The following is a 21072-nucleotide window of genomic DNA, read 5'->3' as shown; positions in this document are numbered from 1 at the left end:
CTCCGCCACGATCAACTCACGCGCCCCAGCCCCCACCATGCTCGGTTCAACGAGCCACTCCCGCGCCGAGCCACGGCCAACCATGCACGAGGTCGCTAGGGGTAGCTGCAGGTTGGACGGCGCCTCGGCGTCGCTGACGGCGAACCAGTCATGTCCGGTCGGCGGGGACCAGCTGCGCAGTTCGGTCTCGATGAGTGGGCTGACGTGACAGGGGCGGCCGTTGACCAGGTGGTACGCGGCCATCGCGCCGGTCGCCGCGCCCGAGGCGACGACGGGCCGGAAGGCGGCCAGGTCGTACTCCTGCAGGACGCGCGGGCGCAGGCCGGAGGAGGTGACGCAGCGGTCGTCCTCGTTGTTGTAGGCGAGGAAGTGCTTGAGCACCGCGGCCGCGCGCAGGCAGGTGGGGTGGCCGCCGGCCAGGCCCGCGCAGTAGGCGGTGCCCAGCCGTGCCGTGTGTACCGGGTCCTCGGAGCAGCCCTCCGCGTTGCGGCACCCGCGCGGGTCGCGCAGCAGGTTCACCACGGGGCCCACGCCTGGAGGCTGTTGCTGCCGATGCCGTTCGCCGTCGGGCGGTGGCAGTGGAAGGCGCGCAGCTCGACGGAGACGGCCTCGGCGACCTGGTGGACCAGGTCCTCGTCCCAGGTCGCGCCGAGTCCTACGGCCTGGGGGAAGACCCTCGCCGAGCCGGGAGACGCCGCGCACCGCCTCCGTGCCGGTGCGGAACGAGGCAATGGCGAGGCGCTCGACGGCCGGTGCGTACTGGTGCAGCAGCGCGATCCGCTCGTCGAGCGTGAGCTGCCCGAGCAGGTCGTCGACGCGCTTGTCGATCGGCAGTATCGGGTCGAGGAACGGAAGCCGGGCGGCGGGCAGGGACGAAGAACCCACGAGGAAAACCCCCTAAGCAGGCTGGTTGCGAGCAGTCGAAGCGCTTCGACGCTCGCACCGCTGCGACAGGCTGTCAACGATCTGAGCCAATGAGATTTTCTTGACGCCTGCCCTCTTGTCTCGCAAGAGACGTGTCATTAACGTTCCCGGCCAGGTGAAGCGCTTCGACGAGCGGGAGGGAAGGACCGCCGCCTTGAGCAACGAGCTGAACCGCGGAAGCTTCGTCGGCACAGCAGGGTCGACTCCGGCCTCGGCTCCGGGCACGCACAGACGGCCCCGCTGCCCCTGCAGAGGGCGGTGGTCGTCCTGACGCTCGTACCGCTGCTGATCATCTGCCCGTGCGGGCAGAAGCACTTCCCCACCGGCGTGCTGTCGGGCGCGCTCAGGGGGTGAACCGGCCGCCTGTATGCGCCCCGCCCTGTGACCGGGCGCGGCTCCACCCGCCCATTCCCCGCTGCTGGAGCGGAGCCGCTCCCTCACCACTGTCGGCAGGGCCGGAGCAGTCGCCCAGCAGTTGCCGAGTCCCTTCTTCCCGAGGACCAGTCATGACCATCCGCAGCCTGACCGACCGCCTGGGCGGCCTCGCCTACGGCGGTGACTATAACCCCGAGCAGTGGGACGAACCGGTGTGGAAGGAGGACGACGCGCTGATGCGCCGGGCCAGGGTCAACCTGGCCACCATAGGCATCTTCTCCTGGGCCTTGCTGGAACCGGACGAGGGCCGCTACGACTTCGCCTGGCTCGACGCCCACATCGACCGCCTCCACGCGAACGGCGTCGCCGTCGACGTCGCCACCCCGACGGCCTCCCCGCCGCCCTGGTTCACCCTGGCCCACCCCGACGCGCTGCCGGTCACCCCGGACGGCACCCGCCTCACCCACGGCAGCCGCGACACCTACTGCCTCACCGCGCCCGCCTACCGCAGCGCGGCCCGCCGGATCGCCTCCGCCCTGGCCGAACGCTACGGAGAGCACCCCGCCCTCGCCCTGTGGCACGTCCACAACGAGTACGGCACGCTCTGCTACTGCGACCACACCGCCGCCGCCTTCCGGGGGTGGCTGCGCACCCGCCACGGCTCGCTGGACGCCCTCAACGAGGCCTGGGGCACAGCCTTCTGGAGCCAGCGCTACACCTCCTGGGAGCAGGTGCTGCCGCCGCGCGTGACGCAGTGGCACAAGAATCCCGGCCAGGCACTGGACTTCCACCGCTTCTGGTCCGACGAGATCATCGCCGCTTACCGCGAGCAACGCGACGCGATCCGCGCGCACAGCGACCGGCCGGTGACGACCAACCTGATGCTCCCCGCTTACCAGAACGTCGACCTGTGGGCCCTGGCCCGCGAACTCGACGTCGTCACGTCCGACCAGTACCCCAGCTCACCCGGTCTGGACGCCGCCGTCGACGTCGCCTTCCACGCCGACCGCACCCGCTCCCTGGCCGGCGGCCACCCCTGGCTGCTGATGGAACAGGGCACCAGTACCGTCTACGACCGCGACCGGGTGCTGGCCAAGGAGCCCGGGGACATCCTGCGCCACACCCTCGGCCACATCGCCCGCGGTTCGGAGGGCGCCTTCTTCTTTCAGTGGCGGCAGTCCCGGGCCGGCGCCGAGACGTGGCACTCGGCGATGGTCCCGCACGCGGGCCCCGACAGCCGCATCTTCCGTGAGGTCGCGCAGGTCGGCGAGGCGGTCGCCCGGCTCGGCGAGCTGGCGGGATCGACGGTCACCGCTTCGGTGGCGGTCCTGCACGAAGCGGATGCCTGGTGGGCGCTCGGCGTGGACGGCCTGCCCTCGGCGGACCTCGACTACCACGCGGCACTCGGCCGGGCGCACCGGGCACTGTGGGACGCCGGCGTCACCGTCGACTTCGCGCACCCCGAGCACGACTTGAGCCGCTTCCCGCTCGTCATCGCACCGGCCCTGTTCCTCCTGTCCGACGGGGCGGCCGAGAACCTGCGCCGTTACGTCGCCGACGGCGGAACCCTCCTCGTCCAGCATGCGAGCGGATACGTCGACGACCGCATGCACGCCCGCCTCGGCGGCTACCCCGCCGAGCCGCTGCGCGAGGCGCTGGGCATCCGCGTCGAGGAGTACCGGCCGCTGCGGCGGGACGAGCGGATCGCCCTGTCGGACGGATCGCACGGCACCGTCTGGAGCGAGTCGCTTCGCGCCGAAGGTGCGGACACGCTCGCCGCCTACGCCGAGGGCATGCTCGCCGGCAGCCCGGCGCTGACCCGTCAACGCTTCGGCACCGGACAGGGCTGGTACCTCTCGACCCGCCTGGCCGACGCCGGCTACGCCGCCCTGGTCGCCCGGCTGCTCGACGAGGCGGGGGTGGCTCCCGAGGTGCCGGGCCTGCCCGCTCAGGTCGAGGCCGTCATCCGGCGCGCCCCGGACGGCCGTAGCTGGCGCGTCCTGATCAATCACCGCCCCGAGCCCGTGCCCCTGCCCGAGCCCGCCCACGACCTGCTCACGGGCGGCACATTGTCCGAACTGCCGCCCGGCGGCTGCGCGGTGCTCCGTACCGCCTGACCCCCGCCCGAGTCCCTCCCTTACCGCTGGGGCCCGCCCCCGCACGTCTCTCCCCCACCAGAAAGGCCACCATGACCAGCGCACCGCAGACCCTCCGATGGGGCCACGCGGCCCTGGAGGTCGAGATCGAAGTCGGCGAGGACGGCACCGCCCGCCTCAGCCGCATCGGCCTCCCCGGCGGGACACCCCCCGAGCGGCGTAACTGGCCTCCGCTGCCCCTGCTGGAGGTCACGGCCGCGGGGCACGGCCGCGCGTGGTCGGGCGGGCGTCTGATCGACTCGTACGTCGGCGGACGGCTGCGCCACCGTGCGCACCGCGTGTCCCGTGACGGTGACTGGCACGTACTGACCGTCGAACTCCGCGACCCTGAAACCGGGCTCGTCGCGGAGGTGACCTACCGCTCACCGGACGGGGTGCCCGTACTGCGCAGCGAGGTGGTCCTGCGCAACGGCGGGGAGGCCGCGCTGTACCTGGAATCGGTCTCGTCCCTGGTCGTGGGGTGCCTCGCGGACGGCCCGGAGGCCATCGGGGGCGCGGATCTGCTGTGGGCGGAGAACGACTGGGTCGCCGAATGCCGCTGGCAGCGCCGGCCGATGCGGGTGACCTCGCCGGTGCTGAGCGACCGCGTCGTCGTTTACGACAACGGCAAGGGCGAGTTCACGCAGACCGGCCGGGGCGTGTGGTCCAGTTGCGGCCGCTTGCCCATGGGCGGCCTCACCGACCGTGACTCGGACCGCACCTGGCTGTGGCAGATCGAGCACAACGGCGGCGGCTGGCACTGGGAGTGCGGTGAACGCGACCAGCTCGCCTACCTGGCCCTGTTCGGCCCCACCGACACCCACCACGGATGGCGCCATCCCCTGGAGCCCGGCGGCGAGTTCCACACCGTACCCGTCGCCCTCGCCTTCAGCGCCGACGGCGGCCCGGACGACGCGTTCGCCGGGCTGACCCGTTACCGCCGCACGGCCCGCCGCCCGCACTCTGACCACCGGCGCCTCCCCGTCATCTTCAACGACTACATGAACTGCCTGATGGGCGACCCCACCACGGAGAAACTGCTGCCGCTGATCGACGCGGCGGCCGAGGCGGGCGCGGAGTACTTCGTCATCGATGCCGGCTGGTACGACGACGAGAACGGCGGCTGGTGGGACAGCGTCGGCGCCTGGGAGCCGGCCGCCTCCCGATTTCCCGGGGAGCGCGGGATCCACGAGGTGCTGGACCGCATCCGGGAGCGCGGCATGGTGCCCGGCCTGTGGTTGGAGCCGGAGGTGATCGGCGTACGCAGCCCCATGGCGAAGGCCCTGCCGGACGAGGCCTTCTTCCGCCGCGACGGCGTTCGCGTCACGGAGACCGGCCGCCACCACCTGGACCTGCGTCATCCCGCCGCCCGCGCCCACCTGGACCGGGTCGTGGACCGTCTGGTCGGCGAGTGGGGCGTCGGCTACCTCAAGCTCGACCACAACATCGACCCCGGCTCCGGCACCAGCGCCCACCCCGGCGAGACCCCGGCCGCCGGACTGCTCGGCCACAACCGCGCCCAACTGGACTGGCTCGACGGCATCCTGGACCGCTACCCGCACCTCGTGGTGGAGAACTGCTCCTCCGGAGGCATGCGCTGGGACTACGCACTGCTGTCCCGGCTGCAACTGCAGTCCACCAGCGACCAGCAGAACCTCCAGCTGTACGCACCGATCGCCGCCTCCGCGCCCACCGCCGTCACCCCCGAGCAGGGTGCCGTCTGGGCCTACCCGCTGCCGGAGGGCTCCCTCGACGAGGTCGCCTTCACCATGGCGAGCGCACTCCTCGGCCGCATCCACCTGTCCGGCCTGCTCCCGGACCTGCGGCCCGAGGCCCGCGCCCTGGTCCATGAGGCCGTGGCCGCGTACAAGGCCATCCGTGCAGACCTGCCTCAGGCCGTCCCCGCATGGCCGCTCGGCCTGCCGGCCTGGGACGACCCGTGGCTCGCCCTGGCCCTGCGCACCCCGGCCACCACCTACCTCACCGTGTGGCGCCGCCCCGGCGCAGAGTCCACCATGAGCCTTCCCCTGCCTCACCTCCGCGGCTCCGCCGCTCGCGTCGACGTCCTCTACCCCACCGCGAGCCAGGCCGTCGCCGCCTGGAACCCCGATGCCGCCGACCTCACGCTGACGCTGCCCACAGCTCCGTCCGCCGTGCTGCTCCGCCTCACCCCCACGGTGCCGGACGCGCCCTGAACCGCCGGTGCCACCTGACAACGACCCGCTGAAGGAAAGGGACTTGGCCCCATGTCAGAAATGCAGCGGGCGGACGCCACCATGACCAACCCCGTGATCCCCGGCTTCCACCCGGACCCCAGCGTCTGCCGCGTGGGCGACGACTACTATCTCGTCTGCTCCAGCTTCGAGTACTTCCCCGGCATCCCCGTCTTCCACAGCCGGGACCTGGTGCACTGGACGCAGATCGGCAACGCCCTGGACCGGCCGGCCCAACTGCGCCTGCCGGCCTCCATGCCGTCCTCCGGCGGGATCTACGCTCCCACCCTGCGCCACCACGACGGACGTTTCTGGCTGATCGTCACCAACGTGGCCGAGGGCGAGGGCAACATGCTGTTCACCGCCACCGACCCGGCCGGGCCCTGGTCCGACCCGGTCCGACTGCCAGCGGTGAAGGGCATCGACCCGGATCTCGCCTGGGACGAGGACGGCACCTGCTGGTGCACGGTCGCCGGCGGCGCGCAGGTCCGTATCGACCCGTACACCGGCGTGACGTTCGGACCTGCGCACCAGGTGTGGGCCGGCACCCCCGGCGCCCAGGCGCCGGAGGCGCCGCATCTGTACCACATAGGCGCGTACTGGTACCTGCTCATCGCCGAGGGCGGCACCGAGCGCGGCCACGCCGTCTCGATCGCCCGCGGGCGCACGCCCACCGGCCCGTTCGAGCCGTGCCCGGCCAATCCGGTCCTCACCCACCGCGGCACTCACCGCCCCATCCAGAACACCGGGCACGCCGACCTGGTCCAAGGACCCGACGGCTCCTGGTGGCTGGTGCTGCTGGGGGTCCGCCCGCGCGGTGGCACCCCCGGCTGGCACGTGCTGGGACGCGAGACGTTCCTCGCACCGGTGACGTGGGAGGACGACTGGCCCGTCGTCGGCGAGGTGCCGTCCGTTCTGCCCGCGCCAGCATGGCCGCTCGTGCCCGGCCCGGCCGAGGATGTCCGGGACGACTTCGACCTCAGCGAGCTGCGGCCGCAGTGGATCTCCGTGCGCGACCGGCCCGCCAAGCACTGCACCACCAAGGAACGGCCTGGCTGGCTGACCCTGCGGGCCAGCGGCGCCTCGCTGGACGAGCCGGACGTCGTCTTCGCCGGCCGCCGCCAGCAGCACCTGTCCTGCCGGGTACGCACCCGGATCGACCCCGCCGAAGGGCACGGTGGCCTCGCCGTCCGCCTGGACGAGGAGCACCACTACGAGATCGAGGCGGCCGAGGGGCAAGTACGCGTCCTGAGCCGCGTCGGACCGTTCCGCACCGTCGTGGCATCCCGTCCCGTGCCCGCCGGGCCCGTGGTTTTGCGCCTCGACGTCTCCGACGCCCCTCCGAACGGCCCCCGCACCGGTCCCGACGTCCTCACGTTCGGCGTCGAGGAGCCGGACGGCACCTTCATCCCACTCGGCGCATTCGACGGCCGCTACCTGTCGACCGAGGTGGCAGGCGGCTTCACCGGACGGGTCATCGGCCTGTACGCCGCGGCCGGCACAGTCCACTTCGACTGGTTCGACTACGAGCCGCTCTGCCTCTGAACCGGCGCGGCGAGCCGAGACACCACGTCGGCTTCCGAAGACGCCCCGCCCCCCTTGCTGCCTGCCGCTCCATCCCCAAACGGGCGGAACCCGCTCGGCCAACAGAGAGAGGTCAGAGATGAAGGGAACGCACCACCCCACCGACCGACGCAGAGGCGGCCCACGCCGGGTGCTCGGTCTGCTGCTGGCGCTGGTCGCCGCGATCGGGCTGACCAGCACCACCGCGTTCGCCGAACCGTCCCACAAGGACGCGTCCGCGGCGACGAAGAACATCGCGCTCAGTCCGATGGGCACGGTGGCCGCGATGCAGCCCAGCTGGAACCTCGGCAACACCCTGGACGCCATCCCCGACGAGACGTCCTGGGGCAACCCGCTGGTCACTAAGTCCCTGTTCGACACCATCAAGGCCCAGGGCTTCCGCAGTGTCCGTATCCCCGTGACGTGGACCGACCACCAGTCCTCCACCGCCCCCTACACGATCGACGCGACGTGGATGAACCGCGTCAAGCAGGTCGTCGACTGGGCTCTGGCCAATGACCTCTACGTCGTGATCAACATCCACCACGACTCGTGGCAGTGGATCGCGAAGATGCACACCGACCACGACAACGTCCTGGCCCGTTTCAAGGCCTCCTGGACCCAGATCGCCGCCACGTTCAAGGACTACCCGCAGAGCCTGCTCTTCGAGAGCAACAACGAGCCGCAGTTCGACAACACCACCGACGCCCAGGGCATCCAGTACAACGACGAACTGAACACCGCGTTCCACACGGTGGTGCGCCAGTCCGGCGGCAACAACGCGACCCGGCTGCTCGTCCTGCCGACCCTGCACACGAATTCCGGCCAGGTCTTCCTGGACGCGCTGGTCAGCAACATGAAGTCGCTGAACGACCCCAACCTCGTGGCCACCACGCACTACTACAGCTGGTACCCGTTCAGCGTGAACGTCGCCGGCGGCACGCACTTCGACGCCACCGCGCAGAAGGACCTGACCGACAACTTCGCCCGGCTCCGCGACACCCTCGTCTCCAAGGGAATCCCCGTCTACCTGGGCGAGTACGGCCTGTTGAGTTACCCCGACCACTTCCAACGCGCGCCGCGTGTCGAACGTGGCGAGGCACTGAAGTACTTCGAGATGTTCGGATACGAGGCCCGCATCTCCGGGGTGACCACGGCCCTGTGGGACGCCTACAACTTCCTGAACCGCTCCACGATGGAGTGGCGAGAGACCGAGCTGGTCAACCAGATCAAGTCGGGCTGGACCACCCGCTCCGGCACCGCCTCCTCGGACCGTGTCTTCCTGGCGAAGTCGAGTGCGATCACCGCAAGAACGCTCACCCTGAACCCGAACGGCACCACCTTCCGGGGCGTGTGGCAGGGCAGCACAAAGCTCGTCCGGGGCAAGGACTACACCGTCTCCGGCAACCAGCTCACGCTCACGGCCACCGCGCTGACCCGGCTCGCCGGAGACCGCGCCTACGGGATCAACGCGACGATCGAGGCCCGTTTCTCCCGGGGTCTGCCCTGGAAGATCCACGTGACAACGTATGACAGGCCCGTCCTCTCCGACGCGACCGGTGACGCCAGCGGTCTCACCATCCCCACCCAATACCGCGGTGACCAGCTGGCTACCATGGAGGCCACGTACGCCGACGGCAGCAACGCCGGCCCGACCGACTGGACTCCCTACCAGGAGTTCAACGAGGCCTTCTCTCCCGACTACCCGGGCAACGGTCTTCTCCTCACCTCCAAGTTCGTCAACTCACTGCGTGACAACACCCAGGCGACGCTCGTCTTCCACTTCTGGAGCGGAGCCACCGTGACGTACAAGGTGACGAAGAGCTCAGGCTCGGTGACCGGAACCGTCGCCTGACCCTTCCCCGCCCCGGGTGGCCCCTGGCGCCCGGGGCTCTCTTACTGATCGTTTCAGAATGAGCTCTGGCTCTGTTCGTGAGAACGGGCTCTGGCTCAACTTCTGTGACGCGTCCCCGTGAGCCGGGTTGTCGTGAACGTTCGGGGAAAGGCGAGAAGGGGACCAGCCGAAGGGGACGGGAGGACCTCATGCAAGGTGGCATGACGCCGCTGAGGAATCGATACCTCGCTGCGTGCTTCATCGTGGTCATGTACCTGCTGGTTGGCGCCCTGTTGGTCGGCTTGCTCGCTGCGGCGCTCTCGCTCAGCGGCGTGTGGTCAGGAGCAGCAGCTCTCATGGGCGGGGCCCTCGGGGCCGGCTTCGGCGTGTGGCGTCTTCGACGGACGCCCGAGGATGAACGCGCCGACGACCACATCTACTAGGCACGGGGCCGTCGCTGAACGTGCGCCCGCGTCACACAACTCGTGCTAGAACCCGCTCTCGTGTCCAAAGCCAGAGAGCTCCGCAGGCGGCGGAGACATATGAGGCTGCAGGCCAGCTCGAGCAGGCCCTGGTGGAGATCGGCGCGTCGCTCGTAGCGGATGCGGAGCCGTTTGAACTGGTGCAGCCAGGCGAAGGCCCGCTCGACCACCCAACGCACCTTGCCCAGTCCTGAGCTGTGGGCGACGCCGCGTCGGGCGATCACTGGCTTGACGCCGCGCTTCCACAGCAGGCGGCGGTACTTGTCGAAGTCGTAGCCCCGGTCGGCGTACAGACGCCGGGGCTTGCGGCGGGGGCGTCCTCGCACGCCCCGGATCGGTGGGACCGCGTCCAGCAGAGGCAGGAGTTGGGTGACGTCGTGCCGGTTGCCGCCGGTGAGCGTGACGGCGAGCGGGGTTCCGTGGCGGTCGACGATCACATGGTGTTTCGAGCCGGGGCGGGCGCGGTCGACAGGCGAGGGCCCGGTGTGATCCCCCCTTTGAGGGCCCGGACGTGGGACCCATCCACGGCGCAGTCGTCCAGGTCCAGCAGGCCGACGCGGCGGAGTTCGGTCAGCAGGGCGGCGTGCAGGCGTGGCCAGACGCCAGCCTCGGTCCAGTCCCGCAGCCGGCGCCACGCCGTCACCCCGGAGCAGCCCACGGTCTCCGCCGGGACGTCGCGCCAGGCCACACCGGTCCGCAGCACGTACATCACACCGGCGAATGCCACACGGTCCGGAACACGCAACCGCCCGGGATGGCGGTGACGCCGTTCAGGAGTAGGAGGCAGCAGCGGAGCAACCCGCTCCCACAGGCCGTCAGGAACAAGATCAGCACGCACGCCTGACACTCTGCCGACCAAGATCGTGGGGCCTTTGAGGTCTTCGTGGCAGAGCCCCGGCCCGTCCGTCGACGCAACGGGGTGGAGGACTGTACCGTTGTCGGCTGCTCACGGCCATGGGTGACGCGGACGCAGCAGCTGTGCAGCGCCCACCAGTACCAGCGGGTCAAGATGGATCTCGACCTTCCAGAATTCTTGCGTCACCCGGCCGTGCGCCCCCTGCCGTCGTTTGGGACGTGCGAAGTTGCGGCTTGTGACCGGCAGCGGTCAGGGAAGGTTTCTGCCTACTGCCTACAGCACGCACAACGCCGCACCCGCATGATCAGAGGAGGGACATTCCTCGGTGACGACGTGTTATGCGGGCGGTGAGCAAGTTTGTCGACGTCAATCTGCGCGGTCTGGCGCCGCTGGTGGTCGCCGAAGTGATCTACGGCCTGCAGGAACGCATCCGCGGCGGTACCAAGACGCCGCCGTGGCATCTGCGCCCGGTGTGCGAACTTGCCCGCACACGGCAGGTATCGACCCTGGACGAGCTCGACCCGACATCGCTGTGCTGACGCCGTCAGGCACTCCTCAACGCACTCACTACTGCGTCACACCGGCTCGGCATGACGCCCGAGAGCGAGCGGCACAAAGATGTGTGGGATGCGGCCGCATTCGGCCGGTCCGGAAACTTCAATTTCACTCGAGTACGCCAGCCCTGGCTGCGCGAAGCCGTCAAAGCCGCCGTATGCGACGAGTTGCCCCGGCGCCGCGGCGTTCAGGCTCGCGGCCAGATGCAGACCCACATCAACGCCTTCGTCAAACTCTCCGACAGCCTGCACCTGCAACGCGCCGACCACGGCGCCCACCCCGCGCTCCTGGAACGCCAGGACATCGTCAACTTCAGCAACCGCCTGGCCTTCCTCGCCGAGCAGGGGGAGATCAGCATCTACACTTGGATCTTTGTCACCCGCGCGGTGAGGAAGTGGCTCAGCCTGATGCGGAGCATGGGCCTGACCCGGCCCGGGCAGCCCCTGCACGGCCTGCCCGCCGACTTCATGCTGCTCACTTAGGACATCCCCGACGAGCCCGAGGACTCCGAAGCCGGCAAGGACCTGCCCGACGAGGTGATGCGTCAGCTCTGCGCCCACCTCGACGTCCTGGAAGAGAAGTCAAGCCGCGAGGTACGCGTCGCCGTCGAGCTGCTCATCGACACCGGCCGGCGCCCCTTCGAGATCTGCCACCTGCCCTACGACTGTCTGACCCGGGACGCCGATGACAAGCCCGTCTTGCTCTACGACAACCACAAGGAATTGCGTCTGCGCCGTCGCCTGCCCATCCCTGAAGCCACTGCGGCGCTGATCATCGCGCAGCAGGATCGGGTTCGCGCCCGCTTCCCCGCCACAGCGCTCGGCCGGCTTGTGCTGCTGCCGTCCGTCGTGTCCAACCCTGGGGGGACCAAGGCGATCTCCGATGTGCTGACCCAGCATCGTGATTGGGTCATGGCGCTGCCCGACGTGACGCTGACGATGACCGTTCATGAGGAGGGGAAACCCGTGGTCAAACAGCTCTGCTTCGACAAGGAGAAGATCTTCCCCTACGCATACCGGCACACCTATGCCCAGCGGCACGCGGACGCCGGCGTACCGGTCGACGTGCTGCGCCAGCTCATGGACCACCGGCAGTTGACCACCACTCAACGCTATTACCGGGTCGGCGAGCAGCGCCGCCGGGAGGCCATCGACAGGGTCACCGCGATGCAGTTCGACCGGCACGGTAACCGGATCTGGCGGAGGGCGAAAGCCCTGCTGGATTCCGAGCACGCCCGCCGCGCGGTCGGGGAGGTCGCGGTGCCGTACGGGGTGTGCACCGAGCCGTCGAACGTTGCGGCCGGCGGTCACGACTGCCCCGTCCGCTTCCGCTGTGTGGGTTGCGGGCACTTCCGCACTGACGTGTCCTACCTTCCCGATCTGGAGGCCTACCTCGCCGATCTGCTGCGCAGTCGGGAACGGCTCGCCGCGTTCAGCGCCGACACCTGGGCCAGGGACGAGGCGATGCCGTCCGAAGAGGAAGTCACTCGCGTACGGCGGCTGATCCGGCGTGTCCGCTCCGATCTTGACGACCTCACCGACGAGGACCGGACGCAGATCCAGCAGGCCGTCGCAGTGGTCCGCCGCGGTCGCCAGGTCGTCACCCTCGGCATGACCCGCGTCGCTGCGCCAGCGTTCACTCCGCGTCCTGAGAGGCCCTCCGTGTGACCAGCCGATTGACTGAAGGCAGACGTGCGGACTCCGCCCGCCGCCGCGAAAGGGTCCTCAAGGCCCTCGACACGGCATTGCACACGGGTGGAGACATCACAGTATCCGGTCTCGCTCGCGCCGCCCGGGTTGACCGTACCTTCCTCTACCGCCGCCGTGACCTGCTCGAACGCGTCCACGCTGCTGCCACCGCGTCGGCTGGAGACGGGGTGGTCACAGCAGTCAGCCGTGCCTCGCTGCAGACCGACCTGGCCAACGCCCTGGAACGCAACAGCCGCCTGGCCGCACGGGTGCGGCAGCTGGAAGAGCGGCTCTCCCGGTCAATCGGGGCGAAAGTTTGGTCTGCTTCTGGGCTCGGAGCGCCAGCAGATATTGACCAGCTCCAGCGGCGGATCACCGCGCTGGAACTGCAGCTATCCGATAAGCAGGGCGAACTGGACGAACGCACCGAAGAACTTGAGGCGGCGCGCGCCGCTAACCGGGAGATGACCCGGTCGCTGAACCACCGCCCCGCTGGTTTGTAACCGACAGCGCCCCTACCGCGGGTTGAGGCGGTCGCCGTGATCGAGCCAGGCAGCGAGATGTTCGACCAGATCCGCAGCGAGCAAGCCGTCGATTGCGATCCCTGCTCTGCGTTAGCGCGCCCTGGGGGGCGCCCAACTACGAATCCACAAAAAGCGACAAACCTTGAAATAGGCTGGATATGATCACAACCAAGTCGCCATACTGCGTCCACCTCGCTGGTGCCGATTCGAGGGAGGGGCGGCGCAATGAGGCTTCCAGGACGATCACTGATCGTAGGCGCACCGTCTGTAGCGGAGCCCCTGAGGGGGCCGACCCGTCGCCGGCTCCGTAAGTGGCACATTCTGAATGCAGTTGAGCACTAGGCCCGGGGATGCCGCAGTGGAGCGGCCGCCCTGCTCCCACCGGAGAGATGGACGGCCGCCAAGCCATTCCTTCCGAGGTCCCCGGCACTCAGGCCTCTGGACTTGCCGCAGGCGTTCCTGGGTCGTTGCCGAACGTCCCCTCGCCGCCGCCGCTGACACTGCCCAAGGGCGGCGGGCTGCGCGGTATCGGCGAGAAGTTCTCCGCCAACTCGGGTACGGGCACGGGTACGTTGACGATTCCTCTGCCGGCCACCCCTGGCCGCTCCAGGTTCGGGCCCCAACTCGCCCTGACCTACGACTCCGGAGCTCCGCACGGATGCTTCGGCCTGGGCGTGGGGCTTGGTCTGCCCTCCATCACCCGCCGGACGGACAAGGGACTGCCCAGGTACGACGACAGCGGCGATGACGATGTGTACGTGCTCTCCGGAACCGAGGACTTGGTGCCGGTCACCGGGCCGGACGGACGGCCGGAGCAGCGGGTCCGCACGGTGCGGGGCACGCAGTACCGGGTGACCCGCTACCGTCCGCGCATCGAGGGCCTATACGCCCGTATCGAGCGCTGGACCACGATCGACACCGGCGAGGTGCACTGGCGGTCCATCAGCCGGGATAACGTGACCACGCTCTACGGCCGGGACGCGAGTTCACGCATCGCCGATCCGGCCGACCCGCTGCGCCGTGTCTTCAGCTGGCTGATCTGCGCGTCGTACGACGGCAAAGGCAATGCGATCGACTACCGGTACGTCGCGGAGAACGACACCAGCGTCGACCTCGCGGCCGCGCATGAGCGCAACCGGCCGCCGGAGAGCCGGACCGCCAACCGCTATGTGAAGTCGATCCGTTACGGCAACCGCACAAGCCGCCTCGCCGAGCCCGGCCCCGCGGACGGAGGTTGGCTCTTCGAGCTCGTCTTCGACTACGGCGAGCACGACGAGGCAGCGCCCACCCCGGGCGACTCGGGCCCGTGGCTGTGCCGCAACGACCCTTTCTCCAGCCACCGCTCCGGCTTCGAGGTGCGCACGTACCGCCTGTGCCAACGCATCCTGATGTTCCACCACTTCCCGGACGAGCAAGGGGTGGGCGCGGACTGCCTGGTGCGGTCGCTGAGCCTGCGCTACCGCGACAGCCGGGGCGTGCGCGGCGACCGGCGGCGAGGCCATCCCGCGGGCGCGCTGCTGGCGTCGGCGACGCTGGCCGGGCACCGCCGCTCCGGGAGTGCGTACATCACGCAGAGCATGCCGCCGCTCGAACTCACCTACAGCGGCGGCGCCCCGGCAGCCGAGGTCCGGGAGCTGGATGCCTTCAGTGCGGAGAACCTGCCTGCGGGGATCGACGGCGGCGTCCAGTGGGCGGACCTCGACGGTGAGTCGATCGCGGGCGCCCTGGTCTCGGACGGTGGGGCGTGGTTCTACAAACCGAACGAGGGCGGCGGCCGGCTCGGTGCTCTGCGGCGGCTCGCGGACCAGCCCTCGCTGCCGCTCGGGGACGGCCAGGGCCGGCTGGTCGACCTGGTCGGTGACGGCAGGCTCGACCTGGTCGCACTGGAGGGCAGCGCCCCCGGTCTGTACGAGCGCACCGAGGACGGCGGTTGGACTGCGCACCGGCCCTTCACCTCTCTGCCGGTACTCGACTGGGACGATCCCGACCTCCGGTTCTGCGATGTCACCGGCGATGGAAGCGCGGACATCCTCGTCACCCGTGGGGGCGGGATCGTCTGGCACCCCTCGCTCGGCGAGGAGGGCTTCGGCCCGGCGCACAGGGTGATCGGCCCTGCCGACCAGGGCGTCGGGCCATGGCCGGTCTTCGACGACGGCACACGGTCATTACGGCTGGCGGACTTCTCCGGTGACGGGCTGCCCGATCTGGTCAGTGTCGGCAACGGCGAGGTCTGCTACTGGCCGAACCTGGGGTACGGCCGGTTCGGACCCAAGGTCGTGATGGACAACGCGCCGCTGTTCGATTCCCAGGACCTGTTCGACCAGAACCGTCTACGGCTGGCGGACTTCGACGGCAGCGGTCCGACCGATCTGCTCTACCTCGGTCCGGACGGCGTCGACCTGTACACCAACCAGATGGGCAACTCCTGGTCACCGGCCACACGTCTGCCCGCCTGCCCGCCGATCGACGACCTCGCCTCGGTCTCGGTGGTGGACCTGCTTGGCACCGGCACCGCCTGCCTGGTGTGGTCCTCCACCCTGTCGGCGGACGAGGGCCGCCGGATCCGGTACGTCGACCTGATGGGCGGCACCAAGCCCCACCTCCTGGTGCGCATCGCCAACAACCTCGGCGCCGAGACGGCGATCAGTTACGCCTCCTCGACGACCTTCTACCTCCGCGACCGGGCCGCGGGCAGGCCGTGGGTGACCCGGTTGCCGTTTCCCGTCCAGGTGGTGGAGAAGGTCGAGGCGTACGACAGGATCAGCCGCAACCGTCTCGTCACCCGCTACTCGTATCGCGACGGGTATTTCGACGAGCGCGACCGTGAGTTCCGCGGCTTCGCCTCGGTCGTACAGGAGAAGCGCGAGGAGATCGCCACACTGGCCCGCAGTGATGCCTCCCAGCCCGCCGACAACCTGGACCCCGCACACCACGTGCCGCCCGTGCGCACACATAGTTGGTTCCACACCGGCGCCTGGCTGGGGCGCGACCGGCTGTCCGGACTGCTGGCAGGGCAGTATTACCCGCCGCCGGAGCACGCCGTCCCCGCAGCGCTCGCCTGGCTCCTCGACGACACGCCCCTGCCGCCCGGCCTGTCCTACGAGAGTGAGCGCGACGCCTGCCGCGCGCTCAAGGGGCGGCTGCTGCGCCAGGAGGTCTACGCCCTTGACGGCACCGAGCGCGAGCCGCACCCGTACTCGGTGCTGGAGTGCAACTACACCCTCCGTCAGCTGCAGGCACCGCGGGCGGGCAGGCCCGCAGTCTTCGCCGTGGACCCGAGGGAGACACTGACGGCAACCTGCGAGCGCCGTCCCGAAGACGCGCGAGTGGCACACGAAGTGGTGCTGGACACCGATGCGTACGGCACGGTGCTGCACTCCGTGTCGCTCGCCTACCGGCGCGCCGACGCCGATCCCAAGCTGCCCGAACGGACCCGCGAGCGGCAGGCGACCACCCTGGCGACCGAGACCCGAACCCTGGTCACGACCGCCGTGGACACCACCGTCGACGACACTCCGGCAGGCGGCCCGGCCACGGAACCCGACGCGTATCGTGTGCCGGTCCCGTACGACGTGACGACCTCTCAGCTCACCGGAGCTGCCGTCGACGGCGCCGGGGTCCGCCTCTCACGGGACGAGGTGCGCCGCCTGACGGGCGGACAGGGCCGTACCGTCGTGGCGCGGCAGCGAACCAGGTTCGACTCCGATCTGCTCGACGGACCGCTTCCGTTCGGGGCCCAGGGGGCGCTGGGGCTGCCGTACGAGACGTACACCCTGGCGCTGACCGGGGAGTTGGTGGCCGGGGCCTTCGGAAACCGGGTGTCCGGCCCGGCGTTACGGGACGCGGGGTATGTCGAGGTGGACGGCGCCTGGTGGGCGCCGTCCGGAACGGTGCGGTACGCGCCGGCGGATGTCGGCGGCGCGGCGGACGTACTCGCGTACGCGCGGCGGAACTTCTGTCTGCCGCACCGCTTCGTCGACCCGTTCGCGGCGGCGGCCGGCGCGGAGTACGGGATGTCCGTGGAGTACGACCCCTATCGTCTGCTGCCGGTCGAGACCGTGGACGCGGCGGGCAACCGGACCACGGCCGGGGAGCGCGACGCCACGGATGAGCGAACGCAACTGCTCGTCGATTACCGGGTGTTGGCGCCCTCTGCCGTCACCGATCCCAACCGCAACCGGGTCTTCGCCGCGTACGACGCACTGGGCCGGCCCGCTGCCGTCGCGGTGGCGGGAAAGCCCGGGGCCGACGGCACAGGTGACCGGCTCGACCGGGTTGCCGCCGATCCGACTGCCGCCGAACTCGCCGCCTTCCGTGCCGATCCAAGCACGCGCGCTTCCGGCCTGCTCGACAGCGCCACGACGCGATACGTGTACGACACCGACGCCTACACACGTACCCGCGACACCGGCACTCCCCAGCCGGTGAGCGTCGCCACGCTGGCCCGGGAGCGGCATGTGAACGACGCGCAGCGGGCAGGCGGCGGACTTCCCCCTGTGCAGGTGTCGTTCGTCTACATCGACGGTCTGGGCCGCGAAGTGCAGCACAAGGTCCCGGCCGAGCCGGATCCATCCGCCCCGGGCGTGCCGCGCTGGGTCGGCAGCGGCTCGGTGGTGTTCAACGACGCGGGCAATCCAGTCGTACGGTACGAGCCGTTCCTCACGTCGGCCCACGCCTTCGAGTTCGCCGTACGGGTCGGGGTCGGCTCCGTACTCTGCTACGACCCGCTGGGCCGTGTCGTAGCCACGCTTCGCCCGGACCGCACCTATGAGAAGACGGTGATCGGCTCCTGGCGGCAGGACGTCTGGGATGCCAACGACACCGCCACCACCGACCCCGCTGCGGACCCGGACGTCGGGGCCCTCATCGGCAGGCTCCCCGCCGCCCTCCGCTCCCCCACCTGGTATCAGGAGCGCATCACGGGCGAGCTCGGGCCGACGGAAGAGGACGCCGCGCGCCGTACGGAGCTGCACCAGGGCACGTTCGCCTCGGTCTGCTCCGACCCGTTGGGCCGGGGAGTCCTCATGATCGCCCGCAACCGCACGCCCGGCGCCGCGGACGGCGATCCGCCGCAGGACACCGAGCACCGCACCCACACAGTCCTCGACATCCTCGGCAACCGGCTCGCCGTGCTCGACTCGACCGAAGCCGAGCCCGGCGCGACGGGTGCGGACGGCGACCGGCTCGTGCTCCGCTGCACCTATGACCTGACCCAAGTGCTGCTGGTCGAGGAGAGCATGGAGGCAGGAACGCGCCGGCTGCTCAGCGACATCGGCGGTCAGCCGGTCGTCGTCTGGGAGGTGACCGGGGCCGGCGCCGACCGCATACAGCAGACCTCGTACGACAGGTTGCGCCGCCCGGTCGGCGTCGTGCTCGGCGAGGGCGCGGCCGCGCGTATCACCGAGCGGATCACTTACGGGGAGGCAGCGCCCGAGGCGGCCCGCTACAACCTGCGCGGTCAGGTGTGGCAGGCGCGGGACGGCTCCGGCCTGCTCACCAACACGTACGACGTGCACGGCAATCCGGCCACCGCGGGCCGCCGCCTGGCTCGCGCCCATCGCGAGGTGCTCGACTGGGCGGGCAGCGTGCCGCTGGAGCCCGAGACCTGGACCACCGGCACGGCATACGACGCGCTCAGCCGCCCCACGCTGCGCACCCATCCCGACACCACGACCGTCCGATTCATCTACGGCGCCGGAGGTCTGCTCGACCTCGTCACGGTGCGGCTGCCGGGTGAGCAGGCGGACACACCGTTCGTCTCCGGCATCGACTACAACGCCCGTGGCCAGCGCACCCTGGTCGCGCACGGGAACGGTGTCACCACCACGTACGCCTACGACGACCGGACCTTCCGACTGTCGGCCCTGGACACCGTGCGGAGCGCTCCCGCGAACGCCCGCCGGGTACAGGCACTGCGCTACACCTATGACCCCGTCGGCAACATCACGCACATCCAGGACGACGCCCAGCCGAGCGTCTTCCACCTCAACACCCGCGTCGACGCCTCCGCCGACTACGTCTACGACTCCCTGTACCGGCTCGTCCGTGCCGATGGCCGCGAACACCTGGCCGCCGGCTCGGACGGCCGCCTCAAGCCCACCGGCCCAGGCGACCTGCCGCGCACGGACCCGGCCGACCGTCAAGCCCTCGGCCGCTACCGCGAGCGCTACACCTACGACCTGGCCGGCAACCTCACCCGGCTGCGGCATATCGGCCTCACGCCCGGGAACGACGGGTGGACCCGCACCTTCGTCCACGCCGAGGCCAGCCAACTCCTCGAGCAGCAGGCTGACTTCCGCAGCAACCGCCTCACCCGCACCGAGACCGACAGTGCCGTCGCGACATACGGCTACGACGCCCACGGCAACATGACCACCTTGCCGCCGCTCCAGCGCATCGAGTGGGACCATCGCAACCGGTTGTCCCTGACTCAGATGCAGAACGTGACCACGGCCAGGCCCGAAACGACGCACTACCGCTACGACGCTTCCGGGAACCGCATCCGCCAGGTCACCGAGCGCGCGGCGGGTACGGTCCTCGGCGAACGCATCTACCTGGACGACTTCGAGATCTTCCGCCGCTACGACGCTGGGGGAAGCCCCACCCTGGTACGCACCACCAGCCACATCATGGACGGCGACCAGCGCGTGGCCCTGATCGAAACCCGCACCGACACCACGCCGCGCCGGCGCCTCATCCGCTATCAGTACGCCGACCATCTCGGGTCGGCGGTGGGCGAGTTGGACGACGGTGGCCGGTGGATCTCGTACGAGGGGTACTACCCGTACGGGAGCATCGCGCTTGCCTTTACGCGGGATGGGGTGGTGGGGCGGCGGTACAAGTACACGAACATGGAACGTGATCCGTCGGGGCTGGCCCGTCACGGCAACCGGTATTACGCGGCGTGGCTCTGCCAATGGACGAGCGCCGACCCAGTTCCTGCCACCTCGCGCTACCTCTACGCAGACAGTAACCCCATCGTTCTGGTCGACCTGGACGGCGCATTACCAAAGCCGAAACCCACCGTGGTGGTCATGCCGGCGAACAATGACATCAGAGGGAAGGTGGCGCACGAGGTCATCCTGCCGGAGCTGACTCAGCGAGTAAACACGGAAGTTCCCGGGGGGTACTACAAGGCGAGCAATGAGGTCCCCACCGGTCCCTATGGTTCCCGCACTCGGGGCAGCGCTCATGCCGGCCGCATGGACTTCACCATCGATGCGGCCGGGTCCGGGACTCATATAACCGAACTCAAACCGTTGGCAACATCCGCGCAACACACCGATCAGGTGTTCAACTACGGACAGCGCGCCAATACACCACTCTCGGCAAAGCCAGGTACCAAGCTGAATGAGCTGGTGGCGGAGAACCCGGAGCTACTCAGACCAGTGACCCTCGAGAATACCGACTACCTGCTCAGCACTCCAGAGCAGCCAGGGTTCATCGAGTATCTCGAGATCGAGCGAGTCACCGTGAACGTTCCCACCGTGGAGTACAAATCGACACTCAAAGCTTCCACGCCTGCTGCCCCCGTTCCGCCCACCGAAACCGCACCGCCGGCACCTGGACGATCTCTTGGCGCCATCTCGAGGGGTGTGGGATCCAGCGCGGCGAGTGCCGCGAAGTTCGGATTGGGACATGCTGGCCTATTGCTCTCTGTCGTTCAGAACGCTCCCCACTTCTGGGATGACTACTACGACACTGCAGACGCCGACATCGAGTACATCTTCGCCAAGGCTCTCAACGCCATCGGAATCGGCACTACCGCACGCAGGCCACCCCATGCCGGCGGCGACCCGTACGAGTACTTCCGCGGAACTAAGCTTGAAAATGTCGACTGGAATTCAGTCATCGACAAATACAACCAGCAGAACACATCGTGGATCAAATGAACGGAAATTGTCCTCAGTTCGGAGTGGAGTG

Annotated in this window: 11 protein-coding genes and 2 pseudogenes; 11 read left to right on the top strand and 2 right to left on the bottom strand. The window is 69.5% G+C overall.

Annotated elements, in window-relative coordinates; all coding sequences use genetic code 11:
* Positions 1–108: 108 nt before the first annotated feature.
* A pseudogene (locus tag ACFYNL_RS06260) lies at positions 109–834 on the bottom strand (glycoside hydrolase family 3 N-terminal domain-containing protein); the annotation flags it as partial.
* On the opposite strand from ACFYNL_RS06260, the gene ACFYNL_RS06255 reads away from it, so the two are divergent.
* The 6 genes from ACFYNL_RS06255 (at position 763) to ACFYNL_RS06230 (ending at position 9487) form a co-directional block, all read left to right on the top strand.
* The gene (locus ACFYNL_RS06255; protein WP_388797369.1) at positions 763–978 is read left to right on the top strand and encodes a hypothetical protein; all 216 of its coding nucleotides are present in this window, start codon (positions 763–765) and stop codon (positions 976–978) included. The pseudogene ACFYNL_RS06260 and the gene ACFYNL_RS06255 overlap by 72 nt on opposite strands.
* A 452-nt stretch (positions 979–1430) precedes the next feature.
* Entirely contained in the window at positions 1431–3416 is a 1986-nt protein-coding gene (locus ACFYNL_RS06250; protein WP_388797172.1) for a beta-galactosidase, read from the top strand.
* 71 nt (positions 3417–3487) lie between these two features.
* Entirely contained in the window at positions 3488–5629 is a 2142-nt protein-coding gene (locus ACFYNL_RS06245; RefSeq protein ID WP_388797169.1) for an alpha-galactosidase, read from the top strand.
* A gap of 51 nt (positions 5630–5680) precedes the next feature.
* On the top strand, positions 5681–7192 hold the full coding sequence (locus ACFYNL_RS06240; RefSeq protein WP_388797166.1) for a glycoside hydrolase family 43 protein: 1512 nt from the start codon (positions 5681–5683) through the stop codon (positions 7190–7192).
* 118 nt (positions 7193–7310) lie between these two features.
* Positions 7311–9065, top strand: a complete 1755-nt coding sequence (locus ACFYNL_RS06235) for a cellulase family glycosylhydrolase (RefSeq protein WP_388797163.1) — start codon at positions 7311–7313, stop codon at positions 9063–9065.
* 200 nt (positions 9066–9265) lie between these two features.
* The gene (locus tag ACFYNL_RS06230) at positions 9266–9487 is read left to right on the top strand and encodes a hypothetical protein (protein WP_388797160.1); all 222 of its coding nucleotides are present in this window, start codon (positions 9266–9268) and stop codon (positions 9485–9487) included.
* A gap of 77 nt (positions 9488–9564) precedes the next feature.
* Here ACFYNL_RS06230 and ACFYNL_RS06225 read toward each other — a convergent pair.
* A pseudogene (locus ACFYNL_RS06225) lies at positions 9565–10364 on the bottom strand (IS5 family transposase); the annotation flags it as partial.
* 365 nt (positions 10365–10729) lie between these two features.
* Here ACFYNL_RS06225 and ACFYNL_RS06220 point away from each other — a divergent pair.
* From ACFYNL_RS06220 to ACFYNL_RS06200, 5 genes are all read left to right on the top strand, one after another.
* Complete coding sequence (locus ACFYNL_RS06220) at positions 10730–10921, top strand: hypothetical protein (RefSeq protein ID WP_388797157.1); 192 nt, start codon at positions 10730–10732, stop codon at positions 10919–10921.
* 51 nt (positions 10922–10972) lie between these two features.
* On the top strand, positions 10973–11419 hold the full coding sequence (locus tag ACFYNL_RS06215; protein WP_388797154.1) for a hypothetical protein: 447 nt from the start codon (positions 10973–10975) through the stop codon (positions 11417–11419).
* A 54-nt stretch (positions 11420–11473) separates the two neighbouring features.
* On the top strand, positions 11474–12604 hold the full coding sequence (locus ACFYNL_RS06210) for a tyrosine-type recombinase/integrase (RefSeq protein ID WP_388797151.1): 1131 nt from the start codon (positions 11474–11476) through the stop codon (positions 12602–12604).
* Positions 12601–13128 carry a DUF6262 family protein gene (locus tag ACFYNL_RS06205; protein WP_388797148.1) on the top strand — a complete coding sequence of 176 codons (528 nt, stop codon included), beginning with the start codon at positions 12601–12603 and terminating at the stop codon, positions 13126–13128. Before ACFYNL_RS06210 ends, ACFYNL_RS06205 begins: the two co-directional genes overlap by 4 nt.
* A 488-nt stretch (positions 13129–13616) precedes the next feature.
* Positions 13617–21041, top strand: a complete 7425-nt coding sequence (locus ACFYNL_RS06200; protein WP_388797145.1) for a SpvB/TcaC N-terminal domain-containing protein — start codon at positions 13617–13619, stop codon at positions 21039–21041.
* Positions 21042–21072 lie beyond the last annotated feature (31 nt).

This window comes from Streptomyces sp. NPDC007808, from assembly GCF_042868655.1.
Taxonomy (GTDB): Bacteria; Actinomycetota; Actinomycetes; order Streptomycetales; family Streptomycetaceae; genus Streptomyces.
This window is presented reverse-complemented; position numbering and strand designations above follow the sequence as displayed.

What these genes read in the sequence shown, in the direction of transcription:
- ACFYNL_RS06250 (WP_388797172.1), top strand. Translation starts at nt 1,431, where the DNA reads ATGACCATCCGCAGCCTGACCGACCGCCTGGGCGGCCTCGCCTACGGC.
- ACFYNL_RS06245 (WP_388797169.1), top strand. Translation starts at nt 3,488, where the DNA reads ATGACCAGCGCACCGCAGACCCTCCGATGGGGCCACGCGGCCCTGGAG.
- ACFYNL_RS06240 (WP_388797166.1), top strand. Translation starts at nt 5,681, where the DNA reads ATGTCAGAAATGCAGCGGGCGGACGCCACCATGACCAACCCCGTGATC.
- ACFYNL_RS06235 (WP_388797163.1), top strand. Translation starts at nt 7,311, where the DNA reads ATGAAGGGAACGCACCACCCCACCGACCGACGCAGAGGCGGCCCACGC.
- ACFYNL_RS06230 (WP_388797160.1), top strand. Translation starts at nt 9,266, where the DNA reads ATGACGCCGCTGAGGAATCGATACCTCGCTGCGTGCTTCATCGTGGTC.
- ACFYNL_RS06215 (WP_388797154.1), top strand. Translation starts at nt 10,973, where the DNA reads ATGACGCCCGAGAGCGAGCGGCACAAAGATGTGTGGGATGCGGCCGCA.